The sequence below is a fragment of the Coleofasciculaceae cyanobacterium genome (genome assembly GCA_036703275.1).
GTDB lineage: Bacteria > Cyanobacteriota > Cyanobacteriia > Cyanobacteriales > Xenococcaceae > Waterburya.
Map to the genome: position 1 here is coordinate 67,500 of DATNPK010000102.1, position 18,132 is coordinate 85,631.

The 18,132-nt window shown below is 41.2% G+C and carries 14 protein-coding genes; 10 read left to right on the forward strand and 4 right to left on the reverse strand.

Annotated features, from left to right (window positions below; translation table 11 throughout):
• Positions 1–174 precede the first annotated feature (174 nt).
• Positions 175–822 carry an imidazole glycerol phosphate synthase subunit HisH gene (gene hisH, locus V6C71_22505; protein HEY9771231.1) on the reverse strand — a complete coding sequence of 216 codons (648 nt, stop codon included), beginning with the start codon at positions 820–822 and terminating at the stop codon, positions 175–177.
• Positions 823–1,180: 358 nt separating this feature from the next.
• Here hisH and V6C71_22510 point away from each other — a divergent pair, with 358 nt between their 5' ends.
• Positions 1,181–1,579 (forward strand): hypothetical protein, encoded by a 399-nt coding sequence (locus V6C71_22510; GenBank protein ID HEY9771232.1) that lies wholly within the window; start codon positions 1,181–1,183, stop codon positions 1,577–1,579.
• Between the two features lie 30 nt (positions 1,580–1,609).
• Entirely contained in the window at positions 1,610–2,644 is a 1,035-nt protein-coding gene (locus V6C71_22515; GenBank protein ID HEY9771233.1) for a folate-binding protein, read from the forward strand.
• A 559-nt stretch (positions 2,645–3,203) separates the two neighbouring features.
• Here V6C71_22515 and V6C71_22520 read toward each other — a convergent pair.
• Positions 3,204–3,515, reverse strand: a complete 312-nt coding sequence (locus V6C71_22520; GenBank protein ID HEY9771234.1) for a photosystem I reaction center subunit IV — start codon at positions 3,513–3,515, stop codon at positions 3,204–3,206.
• A 283-nt stretch (positions 3,516–3,798) separates the two neighbouring features.
• Between V6C71_22520 and V6C71_22525 the strand changes: the two genes are divergently transcribed.
• A complete protein-coding gene (locus tag V6C71_22525) occupies positions 3,799–4,746 on the forward strand; it encodes a cation diffusion facilitator family transporter (GenBank protein HEY9771235.1) in 948 nt (315 codons plus the stop codon).
• A 56-nt stretch (positions 4,747–4,802) separates the two neighbouring features.
• Here the strand turns inward: V6C71_22525 and V6C71_22530 are convergent, their stop codons facing one another.
• Both V6C71_22530 and V6C71_22535 read right to left on the reverse strand, forming a co-directional pair.
• A complete protein-coding gene (locus tag V6C71_22530) occupies positions 4,803–4,952 on the reverse strand; it encodes a hypothetical protein (protein ID HEY9771236.1) in 150 nt (49 codons plus the stop codon).
• A gap of 58 nt (positions 4,953–5,010) precedes the next feature.
• Complete coding sequence (locus tag V6C71_22535; GenBank protein HEY9771237.1) at positions 5,011–5,235, reverse strand: hypothetical protein; 225 nt, start codon at positions 5,233–5,235, stop codon at positions 5,011–5,013.
• Positions 5,236–6,220: 985 nt separating this feature from the next.
• On the opposite strand from V6C71_22535, the gene V6C71_22540 reads away from it, so the two are divergent.
• The 7 genes from V6C71_22540 (at position 6,221) to V6C71_22570 (ending at position 17,984) form a co-directional block, all read left to right on the forward strand.
• Entirely contained in the window at positions 6,221–6,928 is a 708-nt protein-coding gene (locus V6C71_22540; GenBank protein ID HEY9771238.1) for a response regulator transcription factor, read from the forward strand.
• Positions 6,929–6,934: 6 nt separating this feature from the next.
• Positions 6,935–8,056: a HAMP domain-containing sensor histidine kinase gene (locus V6C71_22545; protein ID HEY9771239.1), complete on the forward strand. Its 1,122-nt coding sequence runs from the start codon at positions 6,935–6,937 to the stop codon at positions 8,054–8,056.
• Between the two features lie 252 nt (positions 8,057–8,308).
• Complete coding sequence (locus tag V6C71_22550) at positions 8,309–9,115, forward strand: 2OG-Fe(II) oxygenase (GenBank protein ID HEY9771240.1); 807 nt, start codon at positions 8,309–8,311, stop codon at positions 9,113–9,115.
• Positions 9,116–10,569: 1,454 nt separating this feature from the next.
• Entirely contained in the window at positions 10,570–12,360 is a 1,791-nt protein-coding gene (locus tag V6C71_22555) for an SLC13 family permease (GenBank protein HEY9771241.1), read from the forward strand.
• A 69-nt stretch (positions 12,361–12,429) separates the two neighbouring features.
• Entirely contained in the window at positions 12,430–14,469 is a 2,040-nt protein-coding gene (locus V6C71_22560; GenBank protein ID HEY9771242.1) for a cation:proton antiporter, read from the forward strand.
• Positions 14,470–14,564: 95 nt separating this feature from the next.
• Positions 14,565–15,170: an exopolysaccharide biosynthesis protein gene (locus tag V6C71_22565; protein ID HEY9771243.1), complete on the forward strand. Its 606-nt coding sequence runs from the start codon at positions 14,565–14,567 to the stop codon at positions 15,168–15,170.
• Between the two features lie 18 nt (positions 15,171–15,188).
• Positions 15,189–17,984, forward strand: coding sequence for a cation-translocating P-type ATPase (locus tag V6C71_22570; protein HEY9771244.1), 2,796 nt, complete (start codon positions 15,189–15,191; stop codon positions 17,982–17,984).
• Positions 17,985–18,132 lie beyond the last annotated feature (148 nt).

Below are 18,132 nucleotides of genomic sequence, written 5' to 3' on the forward strand. Positions count from 1 at the left end.
AGCTAAATTTTGATTATCGTCGATACTCAGGAATAATGAGTAATAAAAATATAAGAGTTAAGGCTTTGTGGATTAACTCTCGATCTACATCGGCTTGGATTCTTTAATTACTTTTAGCAGCTAACTAATTGTCATGGATCGAGGCGATCGCGCTTAGTTCCATACCCGATTTAATTAGAAACTAGCTACTACATTTTGCTGATTTTGAATGAGAGTGACGAAGTTAGATAAAATTTGTAGTCCGTTATCAGAAGATTTTTCAGGATGGAACTGTACCGCCATTAAATTATCACGAGCGATCGCTGCCGTTACCGTCTGTGAGCCGTGAGTCACCGTAGCAGCATTAATACTTTTGTCTAAAGGATCGACGTAATAAGAATGGACGAAATAGACGTAAGGATCGGCGGGTAATTGTTGCCATAAAGCAAGATCAGATTGAATTATTGCTAATTTATTCCAACCCATCTGGGGAATAGTAATTCCTGGTTCACTTTTAAAACGACGCACGATACCAGGAACAATGCCTAATCCTCTTTCTGTTCCTTCTGCCGAACCATCAAATAAAATTTGTAGACCTAAACAAATCCCCAAAAAAGGTTTGTTTATAGCGATCGCCTTTTTGATAGTTTCTTCTAAATTGCGCTCTCGAATATGTCGCATCGCTGGATCGAATGCTCCCACCCCTGGCAACACAACCGCATCAGCCGTCAAAATATCTTGAGGAGAATTAGTTATTTGAGGAAATGCACCTGCTTTCTCTAAACCTTTACAGGCAGAATGAAGATTTCCCATATCGTAGTCAATCACGGCTACGTTGACCATATTGTTTTCTTCAGATTTAATGACTTCTCATCAATATCTTAAACAACTTCGGAGATTACTGATGATTAGATGTTGGTTACTAATTATTCGTGAATTTTAAGTTAATTCTCAATTACGTAACTAAACAATTCAACTCTTTATTATACGTAGTAGCTTAAAGCTAAGCGCGAAGTTGCCCTCATGGTTAAGGGTAAACGTTGCGGGGGTTCACGGTCAAGCCCGTGCATGATTAGCCCTAAAGGATTAGCTCCTTACGTCGCGTCCTCCTTACGTCGCGTCCTGCGCGTCGCAAACTTCGTAAAAAGAGCTAACAGCTTTTAAATATATTTGAACTATACTAATTTCCCTGAACCCTATAATGAAACCAACTTTTAAAAATAGACTGGCTTGGGAACAAGCTCAAATATTAATGCAGCCTGCAATGTTAAGGGTAGTAGATAATATTCGTAAAGAGATCGAAGCTTCCAACTGGAAAGGAACATACAAAGAAGTAACCGAACCTATTCCTGGTTACCATCTTTGTCTATCTCACTCTAATTACCAGGTTGAGGTGGATGTTTGGGAACTTTGTTACAAAGTTTGTTTTTTACAATACGAGCCAATCCAACATATATTTAGTCAACAAGATGAAGCTGCTTATCCTGTAGAAATAGATACTCGTCTAATCGATGATTTAGGCGAAGTAGACTGGCAACTATTAGAATCGAAAGCGCAGCAGTCTGTGAGAAAAGTTTTTAGTACTCTTCCAGAGTCATAAGTAGCAAGTATCAGGTAGTAAGTAACAGTTATGGAATTAAGACAGGTTCAGGAATCAGCAGGAGCAATTTTTGATGAAACAGGAGTTGCTTTGGATTTTAACAATCAGGAGCGAGTTAGAGAAGCAGTTAATTACGGGGTAGCAATATGCGATCGCTCTAATTGGGGTTTGCTTAAAATTACGGGAGAAGACCGTTTACGCTATTTGCACAATCAAAGTACTAACGACTTTGAAAAGCTCAAGCCAGGACACGGCTGCGATACAGTATTTGTCACCTCTACGGCACGTACCCTTGATTTGGCAACGGCTTATGTCACCGAAGATGCAGTTTTACTCTTGATTTCTCCTAGCCGTCGTGAACAGCTATTGTCATGGCTAGACCGCTTTATTTTTCCCTTTGATCGAGTTGAATTAACGGATATCTCGTCAAAATACGTAGTATTTAGCTTGCTTGGGTCACAAAGCAGCACTCTATTAGCTAAACTAGTTGGCGATCCTGTTTCTTTAACTAATTTGGCAGAACATCAAATAGTAAGCATCGCCGATGTTCCTGTCAGGGTGGCAATGGGTAGCGGTTTGGCAACCCCTGGCTATACGCTAATTTTAGAGCGCGATCGCGCAGGAACAGTGTGGTCAAAATTAACTGATAGTGGAGCAGTTCCCTTTGGCGATCGCTTGTGGGAAAGTTTAAGGATCGAACAGGGTAGACCTGTTCCTAATCGGGAACTAACTGAAGATTATAATCCTTTAGAAGCTGGATTATGGCAGACCATATCTTTTGACAAAGGTTGTTATATCGGTCAAGAAACTATTGCTCGCCTGAATACTTATAACGGAGTTAAACAAAAGCTTTGGGGTATTAAATTAAGCCAACCTGTTGCGCTCCAAACACCGATTATTTTGAACGATAGTAAAGTCGGCGTACTAACAAGCTATACCGCTACATCATCTGGTTACTATGGCTTAGGTTATGTTCGTACTAAAGCTGGTGGAGCAGGATTAAAAGTTAAGCTAGGTGACGCTCAGGGTGAGCTTGTGGCTGTTCCTTTTATAAGACATCAATAGCAGGCAGCAAATGACAACTAGCTAATGGCCATTGGTGACAAGTTAAGGTTGTGTGTTGTTTGTCAATTGGTTTGTAGCGCACAAAGCGAAGCAATGCTGCGTCGTCGTAAGACTCGTCGGCTTTTGGGTAAGAATATTCTTACCCAAAACACGACGGGACGATCTGCGCGGGGCGTATAAAGGAGGACACGGGTGGCGAACTTGGTTCGCCACCGTGAGATGTCCGTGTCGCAGCAAAGCTACGACCATATGCGAAGCGGTATCCTTTAGGACAGCCCCTTGCGTACGCGCTGCGCTAATAGCTAATGGCTAATGGCTAATAGCTCTAATAACTAACGACAACCAGTAAATCATATTTATCCCAATGGCTCAAAAAAAATAATCCCTCAGAAATTAAACTACTCTAAGGGATCGATAAAAAGCGTAATTAGTATGTATGTATGTATGCTTGCTTTCTTTTACTGCGCTTTTGGGTTGAGTAGACCACACCAGTTTAATCTAAAAAGCTAAGAGCTAAGAGCTAAAAACTAGTTAAATTAGCCTTTGTCTTTTATCCTAGTTACTGGTTTTCTGGCGATGGCTTTTTGTCCGTGTTGGCAGCATCTTTATTTTGAGCTGCGGGAGCTTTGATCTCATTAGCGGGGTTAAAGGGAGGGGATTTTTTAGCAGCTTTTTTAGCAGCAGGGCTTACCTCCTTTACTTCTGTTTCGGCAAAGTTGTTAGTATTCACGCCAGCGTAGTTAACTTTCTCAAACCGCACGACCACAGGGTAACGAATACCGCTGGGATCTACTGATGCGACTGAGCCAACTTCGTTATACCAATAGGATTCTGGACGAAGAATTCTGACCTTAGAACCTCGTTGAACCATGATTGATTAGTCTCCTGAAAATAAATTTTTAATTGTGTTTTAGTTAAGAAAAATACCACGGGCAGCTTTCTTAATTTCCTTGGTTTTTGGCTAGATAAATCATTAACCATTAAACTTCACTGTCAAGTTTATCAAACCTAGTTGGCGATCTATTCTTACGAAACATAACAATTAACCTTAGAGGTCGAATTTTAACGTATTACACTATGTTGTTTTGCGCTTACGTAAAAAGTAGATTTAAGATAATGGCAAGGTCTATTCTTAATAACCATTTAAAGATTTAATGTCTGGTTCAGCCAAAAAAACCATTTATGTAGCAATGGCTGCGAATTTTGCGATCGCTGTCACAAAATTTATTGCAGCTTCGATTACAGGAAGTTCAGCCATGCTTTCAGAGGGGATTCATTCTGTAGTTGATACAGGAAATGAACTATTACTGTTGTTAGGATTACGCCTCAGCAAAAAGCCAGCAGACGACAGCCATCCTTTCGGTTATGGACACGAGCTTTATTTCTGGACGCTAATTGTGTCGCTATTTATTTTTGCTATTGGTGGTGGAATGTCGATTTATGAAGGGATAAATCATCTTCAACAACCAGAACCTTTAACCGATCCTTTCTGGAATTATGTAGTATTAGGGCTAGCAGTAATTTTTGATGGCTATTCTTGGAATATAGCTCTACAACAGTTTTTAGCCAACAAAAACGAAGATAGCTTTTGGACGGCAATACGAGCTAGCAAAGACCCGACTATATTTGCCATTTTATATGAAGATACCGCAGCTCTAATCGGCTTGTTTGTCGCATTTTTGGGTGTATTTAGTGGACATCTGCTAGATAATGTTTATTTAGACGGCGTTGCTTCAATTGCGATCGGCGTTATTTTGTGCGGCGTGGCAATTTTATTAGCAACGGAAAGCAAGGGTTTATTAATTGGGGAAGGTGCGACACCAGAAACCGTAGTGAGCATTAGAAAAATTACCAACGGCGATCCCTCGGTAGAGAAAGTAATCAAAGTCTTAACGCTCCATTTTGGCCCTCAAGAGATCTTGCTTAACTTAGAAATAAAGTTTGTTGACAATCTAGAAACCGAAGAATTAGCGATCGCCGTTGAACGCTTAGAGAATTCGATCAGCAGCCAACATTCAGAAATTCAAAACATTTTTATTGAAGCTAAATCTATATCTGCCAAGCGTAAAGCTTCGGATATTGCTACTAATATCAGCACTTAATTAAAGCTAAGAGCTAAAAGCTAGAATCACCGATTTTCAGCTCTAAAGTAAATATGTCAATTTTCGGTTGAGGATGCAAACATGAGCAATACCTCTTCTCCCGTCATGTTCTTAGTTTTATTAGCAAAAGAGTAATATTCAGGTTTTTCGTCAATAAAAATTTGATGATCGAAGACAAAATCTTCACTATGATCAAAAATTCCCACTGGTATGTAATGTTGATTGTTTTGTTTCAATCTATAAAATAGATGGCTGCCACACTTTTTACAGAATCCGCGCTCTGCTCCCATACGAAGACTGATAAATACCGATATTTTCTTCACCCTTAAAACTAATCTCGCTTCCGCACTCAACTACTAACAAAGAACTTCCACCCCATTTACGACACATACCACAATGACACGCTCCTACCTCATTGTTCTGACTGGTTGTCGAAACCTTTACCGCACCGCACAAGCAGCTACCTTTCATAACACTTAGTTCAGACATATTTTCTCTTCCTTGAGTCACAGATTACTCCGCCGCTTGCCCGTGAATGCTCGCCAAGACACGACGGAGACGGCACGGACCGTTGGTCAATGTTACACTGCCTTCGGTGGTAACAAATATTGCTGTGGAATCGGGCGATCGCCTAAACAATTATAGTCATTCCAATTAGTTTCCTGATGATTGACTGGTTTTAAGTCAGAGATTACTCCGCCGTCCTAAAGGATACCGCTCCGCATATAAAACGACGGAGCCTGCTCTGACCGTTGGTCAACGTTACACCGCCGCTTGCCCTAAAGGACTAACTTCGTGTCGCACCCATCGCATTGGGGTGCTTGCACCGCATAGTTTGGTGTAAAAGCGGCGAGACCCACAGCTTGCTTCGCAAGCAAAGTCCTGCGAAGCAGGACGATGGCACGAATAGTGCCGTTCGACGTAAGGCGCAAGGGCAGGAGTGCGGTTTAACCGTGAATGCTCGCCAAGACACGACGGTCCTAAAGGAAGACGCGAAGCTAGTGTGACCGAAGGGAATCCTTTAGGGCTTTAGCATACCGCTCCGAGACCGAAGGGAATCCTTTAGGGCATATGCCTGCGTTGACCGCGGAAGGCGGTCAGAAGTAGAGACGTTCCATGGAACGTCCGTACAGAAGTCAGAAGTACCCCTATTCGAAGGCAAGCCACAAGGGGATAACCTCAAAAGAGTTTAAAGCACTTATTACATCTTTTATTTTTCATACGGTTTCTATTTAGAATGACTATACTTTCAATTTAGAAACTTATTGTAGTATACAATAGTTTTTAATCTAAAGCATTAATTTTTAAGTCAAATTGACTGATAGATATACAAATTTACTATGTAGGTATTGCAGCGATAATAACGGTTTTTGCCTTAATTAGCTGAATTTTGGCAAGCGGTAAAATAGTTGCCAAGCGATGAGAAAAATTTGGGGACGCGTTTGGCGATCCCTTTTAGTTACTAGCTATCAACATGAAAATTTTAATTGTCGAAGACGAACTAGAAATAGCCGAAATCATTCAAGAATGCCTGGAAGCCGAAGGATTTTCTTGTCATGTATGTCATGATGGTCGTTCTGCTATACGACTTTTTGGCGAACAACAACCCGACTTGATTATCCTCGATATCCGACTGCCTGGCGGCATGGATGGATTAGAAGTATGTACTCAAATCCGCCAAAAACCAGTGGCTAACGATCCCTACATTTTGATGTTGACTTCTAGGGGTGAAGAAATCGATCGCATTATTGGTCTATCCACGGGAGCAGATGATTATTACATTAAACCCTTTAGTCCTAGAGAATTAGTCGCCAGAGTACGGGCTTTGTTACGCCGTCGTTTACGGATCTCTAGCGATCGCTCTGGCTCGATCCGAACTAAGTCTTTTACCATCGATCTAGAACAGCACTCTGTCACTCGTCATCTTGATGCCGACTCAGCCGAAGAATTGGATTTATCTTCTTCTGAGTTTAAATTAATGGCTTTGTTTGTTAAACATCCTGGCAGGGTATGGGAAAGAGGACAGCTAATTGACAAGCTTTGGGGAGATGATTTTTTTGGTGAAGAGCGAGTTATTGATACTCACATTGCCAGATTGCGCAAAAAAGTTGAACCTTCTACTAGTAAGCCAAAATTTATTCAAACCGTCGTGGGCGTAGGATACAAATTTGAGGATTTATAGAAAAAAATGACCAAGCTCAATCTGCAAATCCGACTATTTCTGTCTCATATTTTAGTCACTATCGTCGGGGTGACGGCATCTTCGGTAGTGGGTAATTTTTTTTCGCCCCGATTTTTTAAATTCCAGCTCAGAAATATGCAAGGAAGAGGCTTAACTATTAGTACTGCCCATACTCAACTGTTAGAAGTATTTGAGACAGCTTGGACGAGGGGAAATTTTTGGTCATTTTTAATTGGTACACTAGCAGCAGCAGTTCTTAGCTATTGGCTGGCTAAACGGATTGTCCAGCCTTTAAATCAAATCGAGACTATGATCGATCGATTCGCCAACGGTAAACTGGATGAGCGAATGGGTCATTTAGAAATTCCTGAATTAAATCGTCTGGCAATGGGTTTTAATCGCATGGCATCTTCTTTAGAAGAAGTAGAATCAAGAAGGCGAGAAATTATCGACGATCTTACCCACGAATTACGAACTCCCCTAACTATTATTCGCGGGCGTTTAGAAGAAATCGCCGACGGCATTATTGTTGCCAAACCGCCAATCTATTCCCGATTAATTTTGGAAACTAAGCGGTTACAACGTTTGGTTAATGACTTACAAGAGCTTTCTCAAGCCGAAGCAGGTAACTTAACCCTCAAAAAAATGTCTACTAATCTGCGCTATATCCTCGAACCCTTAGTCGAAAGGTTTAGCGATCAACTACTCGAAAGCGATCGCCAACTTATTTTAGACTGCTCCATTAATTTACCCTACGTCATGGTCGATAAAGATCGTCTGGAGCAGATTTTGATCAATTTGCTTAGTAACGCTATACGCCACACCCAACAAGGTTCAATTACTCTCAAGGCTTGGTCGGAAATTGACCGAGTCTGGATATCAGTTATTGATACAGGCTCAGGAATTGTCGAAGCAGAATTACCTCATATCTTTAAACGCTTTTGGCGATCGCAAAAATCTCGCTCTCAAAAATACAGCGGTACTGGAATTGGCTTGGCAATCTGTAAGCGTTTAGTGGAACTACATGGAGGAACTATACAGGTTGAAAGTAAGCTCGGACAGGGAAGTACTTTTAAGTTCTGCTTACCAATCAATAAAATGCTCGCTTTCGATGCCAGATCTATTTAGTGATTTGTCCGAATTCACACATATGACATAACTTTGCCAAACTGTTTTAGTAGCGTATTTTATCTTGCAAAAAACTTAATTGAGCTATCTATTCGCTATTGAAATTTGCCAAAAACCAGACAAACTAAACTGTTATAACTTGATTACGATGGAACTGTTAAATTAAGTTTTGTCCAAATTGACATAAAACTGTCATCACCATGTCATGACTAACTGATAAGTTTTTACAAGTAAAACATTTATTAAAAATCTATGACCGTTAGTTTATCTCAGTCCAATACAGAAAATAACGTCCTACATTTAAATGCTTTTGCCCCTGCGCTAGACCGTTTACGCAATGAATCAGAACTTTTACGCCAGTCTTACGCAGCAGCGAAGCCATATCCTCATTTAGTTATTGACAATCTCTTCGATCCCGCATTACTCGATCGCGTAGTAGCAGAATTTCCTCAAGCTAAAGGCAGAGATTGGCTAGTTTGGGATACAGCCCATGAGCTAAAAACTACTTCGCGAGGCATCGATGGCTTATCAATATTTACCCAAATGTTCTGTTTGTGGCTAAATTCTAGCGATGTCATCAAAGCGATCGAACCAATCGTTGGAATCAATAACTTGGTAGGAGATCCTCTGTTTCATGGTGCAGGTTTACATGAAATGTATCGCGATGGATGGCTAGAAATGCACGCTGACTATACTAGGCATTTTAGTTTGCCTTTGATGCGTCGTATCAATATTTTGATTTATCTCAATCGAGATTGGGATGAGAGCTGGGGCGGTGAATTGGCGCTGCAAGACAACCAAAATAAACAAGATCGAATTAGCTATCCTCCCTATTTCAACCGCACGATTATTTTTCCTACCACCGCCAAAACCTTTCATGGCGCACCTAATACTTTGTCTTGCCCGTTAAACCGCAGTCGTAAACTACTGTCAATTTACTACTGGACGCCAATTCCTATGCCTCTTTGGGCAAAAGCTGGAACTCCTTTACTTTGGGCATCCGATCATAAGAAAAAATTAAAAAGTTGGCTGAATAAGACCTCGTCCGATCTAGACTAATTTGAAGGTAAATGATCGGAGTAAACAGACATAATTAAACTAAATTAGGTCAAAATTGACATTTAACTGTCATAGTTAAGCACTAACGGCTTGTTGAGTTAGAAAAACGAGCCGATTTTAATTGTATGGCGATTAGAGTCGAGTGTCTTTGCCAGAGAAAAGATATTTGATTTATTTACCCAAGATCAAGTTTATGGTTGGTTAATCTATTGCTTCAGTTAATTGTTTTCATCGTGATTACGCTCAATATATTGATTCTTTCTCGGCTTTTTCCGCTCAAACGCGATCGCCAAATAAGCTCAAAGCCTAAAAAGATTTAAATTTACATAATTAGAAACTTAACCAAAACTATTTTTAATTTAGATACTCCCCGATTGCTGAAAATTTTTAATTTTGAGTATCTTTATTGTATTCAGTAGTTATAGGCTGGGAATGAGAAACCTAGAATCGATTTGAGGCAGACGGTAATAAATTGCGATTTATTACCTGTTCTCCGTATTTATCTTGAAAATCGAGTATAACTATGAATCAAAAGTCCAAACAGATGATTCGCAGTTGAATTATGACGACCAGATTTTGGCAAAATAACTAAAATAATACCAATTTTCAGGCATTAACTGGAGAGATAAAATTAAATTGTAATAGCACATCTAGGCTAAAATGCTGGGCTGAATTAATAAGTAATGAGTTTCTTGCATTATTACTTATTACTTAGACAAATTAATGTAATCTACCCAATCAAAAATTGCTGTAAAAGACTTTGTTGGGTTTCACGCTTTGTTCTAACGCCACTTGCAGAAGACGGAGGATACCTCCGCGTTCTAAAGGATTCCCGTGCATGGTATATCCGTAGGTGTATCCGCTATAGACACCTTCGGACGATGCCCGTGCATGACTAGCTTCGCGTCGCGAAGCGAGTGTGACCGAAGGGAATCATGCACGGGCTTTAGTATAAGCTAGCGCGTCACACGAAGTTAGTCTATCACGGATAAGCTTCGCCCTAAAGGATATGCCAATCACGGATTCACGGATAAACCGCACTCCGCCCTTCGGTCTCGGAGCGGTATGCTTTAGGGCAAGGGCAGGAGTGCGGCTATCGAGTGAATGCGCGAGAAAGGGTTAGGAGGCTGAAAAAAATTTTCAATACCCAACAAATTAATCTGGACGCGCTACTACCAAGTTTATTCTTACTTTTGAGAAATGATATAACTATTAATTGTCAATCATGCCATTCGGTTTAGATGTTGCCAGATTATTGCAAGAAGAGCTATTGTTTGTATTTTGACTGGTACATTTTTGATTGAATTACCGTTAGTTTAATCGCTTTATTATCTACAAGATTTAACTAGTCCTAATGAACCCATGACTAAAACTGGTGTTCGATGGTCTGACATAGTAATATGAACAATCAAAGCCACAGCATCCTAACCACAGCTAACCACCAATAAAAATCTATGACTATATTTCTCACCTTGGGGGTGGTCGTTGCTGCCCTAGTCTGTTTTATTACTGAGTGGCTACCTGTAGATATTACAGCTCTTTGTGTGGCAGTAGTATTGATTCTGCTAGGGTTAGTTACTCCCGAGGAAGGCATAGCGGGATTCGGCAACTCTGCTACCATTACCGTTATGGCAATGTTTATTCTCAGTGCAGGTATTAGCCGTACTGGAGTAATCCAAGTCTTTCGAGATTTACTGCTCAAGTGGGGTGGTAAAAGTATTACCCGTCAGATTTTAATCATGGGATTACTCGTCGGACCAATCTCTGGGTTTATCAACAATACAGCGGTGGTGGCTATATTTTTGCCCATTGTCGAAGAATGGTGTAAAAAACGCGGCATATCTCCCTCTAAACTTTTGATGCCCTTATCGTTTGTCACTATTTTAGGCGGGATGATTACCCTAATTGGCACGTCTACCAACGTTCTTGCTAGTGGCATCGCTAAAGATTTAGGTTATGGAGAATTTAGTTTATTTCAGTTTACGGGTTTAGGAATCCTGACATTTTTGGTTGGCTTAGGCTATCTAGCTTTTATTGCGCCCCGTTTGTTGCCTAATCGCAAAAATCCAACTAGCGATGTAGTCAGTGAAGATTATGGTTTGGAAGATTATGTGACCGAAGTTATTGTTACCCCCAGTTCTAAGTTAATTGGCAAGACGCTGCGTTCATCGCAAATACGACGAGATTTTAATGTTGATGTTCTAGAAATAATCAGAAATGGCGCTCGCCAGGCTCAACCAGTATCTAGTATTCCTTTTAGTGCGGGAGATATTTTGCTAGTACGAGGCAAAACCGAGGATGTCTTAAAAATAAAAACCGAACAGAGCTTAGATATTCTGCCAGATCTAAAATTTAATCAAAAAAATCTGGCAAGTGAACTTAGTTCAGAGGATGAAGGTATTGCCGAGGTTTTGATTCTCTCTAACTCTCGTTTAATTGGCACAACCCTCAAAGACTTGAGATTTCGCCAACGCTACAACTTAACTGTGCTAGCGGTTCGTCGAGGCGAAGAATTGATTAGAGATAGACTAGGCAAAGTTAGTCTCAGGTTTGGTGATTTGCTGTTGGTACAGGGCGCCAAACAAAGTTTACTCGGTTTACAAACCACTAGAGAATTACTGGTGATGGAACAAAAAGAACCAGAATCAATCCGTCGAGATAAAGCTTGGATTGCGGTGGGAATTATTCTGGGAGTAATCCTTCTAGCTGCCTTTGACTGGTTGCCGATTTTGGTCAGTGCTTTGGTAGGGGTTATGTTAATGATCATCACGGGCTGCCTAAAACCAGGAGAAGTATATGGTGCAGTGCGTTGGGACGTAATTTTTCTCTTAGCAGGTTTAATTCCTTTGGGTACAGCTATGGAAAACTCTGGCGCAACTAAGTGGCTAGCAGATAATCTCCTAGTAGCAGGGGGAAACTTTAGTGGCTATTGGATTTTGTTATTCTTTTTTGTAGTTACCTCTCTACTAACAGAAATACTTTCTAATAATGCCTCGGTAGTTTTACTGATACCCATTGCAGCAGAAGTAGCCACATCTCTTAATCTCAACCCGATCTCCATGATGTTTGCCGTTACCTTCGCTGCTTCTAATAGCTTTATGACTCCCATTGGCTATCAGACAAACACGATGGTTTATACTCCTGGTGGTTATAAATTTAGCGATTTTTTCCGTGTGGGCGCGCCTTTAAATCTGATCATGGCGATCGTCACACCACTTTTGATTGTGTGGCTTTATGGACTTTAGAAAGATGTCAAAAGTTCAAAAATAGGTCAGAATTTCGTGTAGTTTTAACTTGTAATAATTATTGCCAGCATGGAAACATTTTCAGAGACGATACGTGAGCCTATTTTCACCTTTGCGCTTTTGTTGGCAATTATTTTCCTGGTACCCCCGATCTTTGAGAAATTAAAGTTGCCTGGATTAGTCGGCCTATTAGTTGCTGGGGTAGTTTTTGGTAGCAGTGGTTTAGGTCTGCTTGATAGTAAATCAGAAACTATGGTGCTACTGGCAGATATTGGCAAGATTTACCTGATGTTTGTGGCGGGGCTAGAAATTGACCTGGAACAGTTTAAGCGCACGAAAAATCGCTCTTTAGGCTTTGGTTTTGCCACTTTTGCTGTACCCATGATTGCTGGCACAATTGTCGGGCAATCGTTTGGTTTTAGCTGGAATACTTCGATTTTAATCGGTTCGCTTTTGGCTTCCCATACTCTGCTGGCATATCCCATTGTCAAACGCTTGGGGGTAGTCAATGACGAAGCAGTTACGGTAACCATTGGCGCGACAATTTTTACCGATATCGGTGCCTTGTTGGTGCTGGCAATTTGTTTGGGAATAAATAAAGGAGATTTTACCGCCCTCGATCTGGCCATATTACTAGGCTCTTTAGCTATTTACACCACAGTCGTTTTAGTTGGCTTAGACCGTTTGGGTAAAGCTTTTTTCCGTCGCTCGCGAAACGACCAGAGTAATCAGTTTCTCTTTGTACTTCTTGCTCTGTTTGTAGCTTCGGTGGGGGCAGAAGCAATTGGAGTCGAAAAAATTGTCGGAGCTTTTTTGACTGGGTTGGCGGTTAACGACGTAATCGGCGAGGGTCCAGTTAAAGAAAAAGTGGAGTTTGTCGGTTCGGTTTTATTTATTCCCATTTTCTTTGTGGATATGGGCTTATTGCTCGATCTCAAAGCGTTTGAAGATATTTTTCGCTCCATTGGTATTCCGCTCTCAATTTTAGGAGCGTTGTTTTTAAGTAAGTTTATCGCAGCTTGTCTGGCTAAACTTGCCTATCGCTACAGTTGGCAACAAACCATAACCATGTGGTCTTTGTCCTTGCCCCAGGTTGCTGCAACCCTAGCTGCGGCTTTAATTGCTTTTCAAGCCCAAATTATCAACGAGAATGTATTTAACAGCGTTATTTTACTGATGCTAGTAACTTCAGTAGCAGGACCTTTGATTACTTCCCGCGCTGCTGCTCGATTAAATAATAAAGATTTACCTGTAACTGAATCAGAAGAAGAATCTAGTTCTGTTGCTCCTTTAGCCAAAGGTTTACGAGTTGTTGTTCCTGTTTCTAACCCTCAAACAGAGCGATATCTTTTGGAGTTGGCATCTTTGTTGACTAAAAAAAATGAAGGGCAAATTATTCCTTTAGCGATCGCTAAAGCCGAATCTCGTTTAGATTCTCCTCAATTAAACCTAGCTGTAGAACGTTGTCAAGGATTACTTGCCCAGGCCTTAACAGTAACTCAAGAACTTGATATTCCTGCTCAGCCAGAATTAAGGGTTGAGTACGATATCGCTCAAGGCATAAGTCATGCAAGTCGGGAAGTTGACGCTAGTTTAATTGTCTTAGGCTTTAACAACCTCAACAGCTTTCGTTCTCGCTTCTTTAGTTCGATTACCGACAGCGTACTCTGGTCAGCTCATTGCTCGGTAGCCGTGGCTCGTCTTTTAGATTCTCCTTTAAAAATTAAACGTATTCTGGTGCCAGTAGAAAACCTTTACCCTGCTGGTTTACGTCCCATACGTTTTGCTCAAAATTTGATGGCAGAAGGCACAGAAATCACCCTACTTCATGTATGTCCTGCTGGTACTTCCAAAGAACGTAAAAATCACCTGCATAAAAAATTAGAAACAGTAGCTAAACATTTCTTGACAAAAGCAACAGTAGATATTCGCGTTACAGCCCATAACAACTTCGTTAAAGAAGTTGTTAACGTTAGCTCAACCCATGAACTAGTAATATTGCGATCGCAACGCCAGCGTGTCGGCGTAGATAGTTTGGCTCTTGGCGCCACCACTAAACCTCTGCTACAAAACTTAAAATGTTCAATTGTTTTGTTAGGAGACTTATGACGCAACTATTAACTTAAAATCTTTTTCAATTTATAATTGATATTTACTTGAACTTTAATTGGCTTGTCCATCATGGTCATAGCTTTTTACGCTTAATGTCTCTCAAATTTACTCAGGATATTCAGCTTTTATTAACCAAACTAGCGACTCAACCAGTAACGCTAGCTGAAATTCTTCAGGAAACTGCCGAGGGAGGTTTTAGTTTAATTATCGGCTTATTAGTTTTACCTTTTTTGTTTCCTATGCCGCCTGGTTTATCTGGGGTAATGGGTACGGGCTGCTTGGTATTGGGAATACAAATGGCATTTGGTAGAAAGTCGCCCTGGCTACCCAAGCCAATAGCTCGGTTCCAATTTCCTAGCGGCTTGAGCCATCATTTACTTAAGAATGTTCGACGTATTACGGTTAGGCTAGAAAAAATTGTGCGCTCGCGTTGGAAGCGAGTCGCCAATAATCCTTATACCTGGAGCGGAAATGGCTTCTGTATAACCTGGCTATCTATCTTGCTGATGTTACCGATCCCTTTTACCAATCCGCTACCTGCCGTGGCAATTTTACTGTTGGCAGTAGCTACTTTAGAAGCAGATGGTTTATTAATGTGCTGCGGCTACCTCTTGACTCTAGTTAATACCATATTTTTCGGTTTTATCGGCTATGCTCTCTGGCAAGCTCCTGATTTATTACCTAATTTATTTAAATAATTACACTTCAAGAAAGCGATGAATTTTCCTAGTACTTCTGATACGGCTACCATGCCTCAGACTGATGAGCCCTGGCACTCACTAAGCCATGAAACAGCTACCGAATTATTGCAAAGCGATCGCGATCGCGGCTTGAGTGCCGAACTTGTTTACGAAAGACAGCAATATTTTGGTACAAATGAACTAGAAGAGTCTGGAGGGCGCAGTCCTTTAACTATTCTCTGGGATCAGTTTACCAACATCATGTTAATCATGCTGATTGCCGTGGCGATAGTTTCAGCTATTTTAGATTGGCGTCAGCAGAACTTTCCCAAAGATGCAATCGCCATTTTTAGCATCGTAATTTTAAACGGTATTTTAGGATATTTCCAAGAAAGTCGCGCGGAAAAAGCCTTAGCTGCCCTCAAAAGTCTTTCTTCTCCTCAAGTGAGAGTAATTCGCGATGATGTTACTCAAGAGATTGAGGCTAAGGAACTAGTCCCAGGAGATATCATGCTGCTAGAAGCAGGAGTACAAATTGCTGCTGATGGGCGTTTACTAGAAACCCGTAACCTACAAATTGCCGAGTCTACCCTGACAGGAGAAGCTACTGCCGTTGCCAAAGATGCTGCTGCGGTATTAAGCGAAAATGCTTCTTTAGGCGATCGCACTAATTTAGTCTTTCAAGGTACCGAAATCGTCCAGGGCAGAGCCAAAGCGATCGTCACCAAAATAGGGATGGAGACAGAGATCGGGCGGATTGCTTCGATGATTCAATCTGTGGAAACCGAACCTACCCCTCTACAGCAGAGAATGACCCAACTAGGCAATGTGCTGGTTAGTGGTTCATTGGCATTGGTGGCTTTAGTAGTTATTGTTGGGGTATTGCGCTCAGGATGGTCAGCTTTTGCTGAACTGCTGGAAATATCTTTAAGTATGGCGGTGGCTGTTGTCCCAGAAGGATTGCCTGCGGTAGTGACTGTAACGTTGGCGATTGGCACGCAAAAAATGATCCGTCGTCAGGCTTTGATCCGTAAACTGCCTGCGGTGGAAACTTTGGGTTCGGTAACTACTATTTGTTCCGATAAAACAGGAACTTTGACCCAAAACAAAATGGTGGTGCAGAAAGTTTATACAGCTTCTTATCACTTCAGCGTTACGGGGGAAGGGTACGAACCATCGGGAACATTCTACTGTCAAGATAACAACCAAATTGAAATTGAAACTGAAGTCAAAAAGTTATTTTTGGCTTGTGTACTGTGCAACGATGCTTTGCTGCAACACTCGCGCAACCTTGCTGAAAGAACTACAGAGTGGTCAATTCTGGGCGATCCAACTGAAGGTGCATTATTAACCTTAGCTGGCAAAATAGGCTTGTTTAAAGAAGAAGTCAAGGATACAATGCCTCGCCAGGAAGAATTTCCCTTTGATTCTGAACGCAAGCGAATGTCAGTCATTGTGGCTAATGACCAAAATAATGAATTACCCTACTTGATGTTTACCAAAGGCTCGACAGAGTTAATTTTAGAACGGTGCGAGCGCATTTTTATCAACGATAGCCCCCAATTAATTAACGATTCCCAGAGGCAACAGATTCTCGAAACCAATGACCATCTAGCAAGCATCGGTCTGAGAATATTGGGCTTCGCCTACAAACCCCTGGCGAAAATTCCCGCTGCCAGTACAGAAAACGAAAGTGAACAAGGTCTAATCTGGTTAGGACTAGTGGGAATGCTCGATGCACCCCGCGTTGAAGTAGAATTAGCCGTACAACGGTGTAAACAGGCGGGTATACGTCCCGTGATGATTACTGGCGATCATCCTTTAACCGCTATGGCGATCGCTGCTAAATTAGATATTGCTAGCCTTAGCGACTCTTCTTTAATCGGACAAGAATTAGAAGCAATGTCTACAGAAGAGTTAGAACGAGTAGTAGAAAGGATTAGCGTCTATGCCCGCGTTGCCCCCGAACATAAATTACGCATCGTCAAAGCCCTACAAAAGCGTGGTGAATTTGTGGCAATGACGGGGGATGGAGTGAACGACGCTCCTGCCCTCAAGCAAGCTGACATCGGTATCGCTATGGGTATTACGGGAACGGATGTTAGTAAAGAAGCTAGCGATATGATTTTGCTAGACGATAATTTTGCCACTATAGTTGCCGCCACCGAAGAAGGTAGAGTAGTTTACGATAACATCCGTCGCTTTATTAAATATATTTTGGGTAGTAATATTGGTGAAGTGCTGGTTATTGCAGCAGCTCCCTTGCTGGGCTTGGGTGGCGTTCCTCTTTCTCCTTTACAAATTCTCTGGATGAACCTAGTCACCGATGGTTTACCTGCCCTTGCTTTGGCATTAGAACCAGCCGAACCTAATGTCATGCGCCGTACTCCCTATAACCCTAAAGAGAGTATTTTTGCTCGTGGTTTGGGGTGGTATATGGTTAGAATCGGGATTATCTTTGCCATAATTACCATAGTGCTAATGGTTTGGTCTTATAACTACAGTAGGATTGATGGGAATCCTGAGCGCTGGAAAACTATGGTCTTTACTACCTTATGCCTAGCGCAAATGGGTCACGCTCTGGCAGTTCGCTCAAATACCCGGTTAACTATTGAAATGAATCCTTTTTCTAACCTGTATGTCTTAGGTGCGGTAACTTTGACTACTGTTTTACAACTGCTGCTAATTTACGTTGAACCACTACGCAATTTCTTTAACACTCATTTACTTAGCCCTACAGAGCTAGCAATTTGTTTTGGTTTTAGTATGCTGATGTTTGTCTGGATTGAAATGGAAAAACTTTTCCAACGCTGGTTTTTATCTCGCAAATAACATTAATGCGGATTAATTGACTTAGGATTCTGGTGAGGCTGGCTAAAAACTAATTAAATTTATTAATTAAAAAAATTTCATTCTGATTTAATTTTATCGTGTAAAGCTTAAAGATAATCTCTGACCGTTGGTCAATTAATCGTTTCTA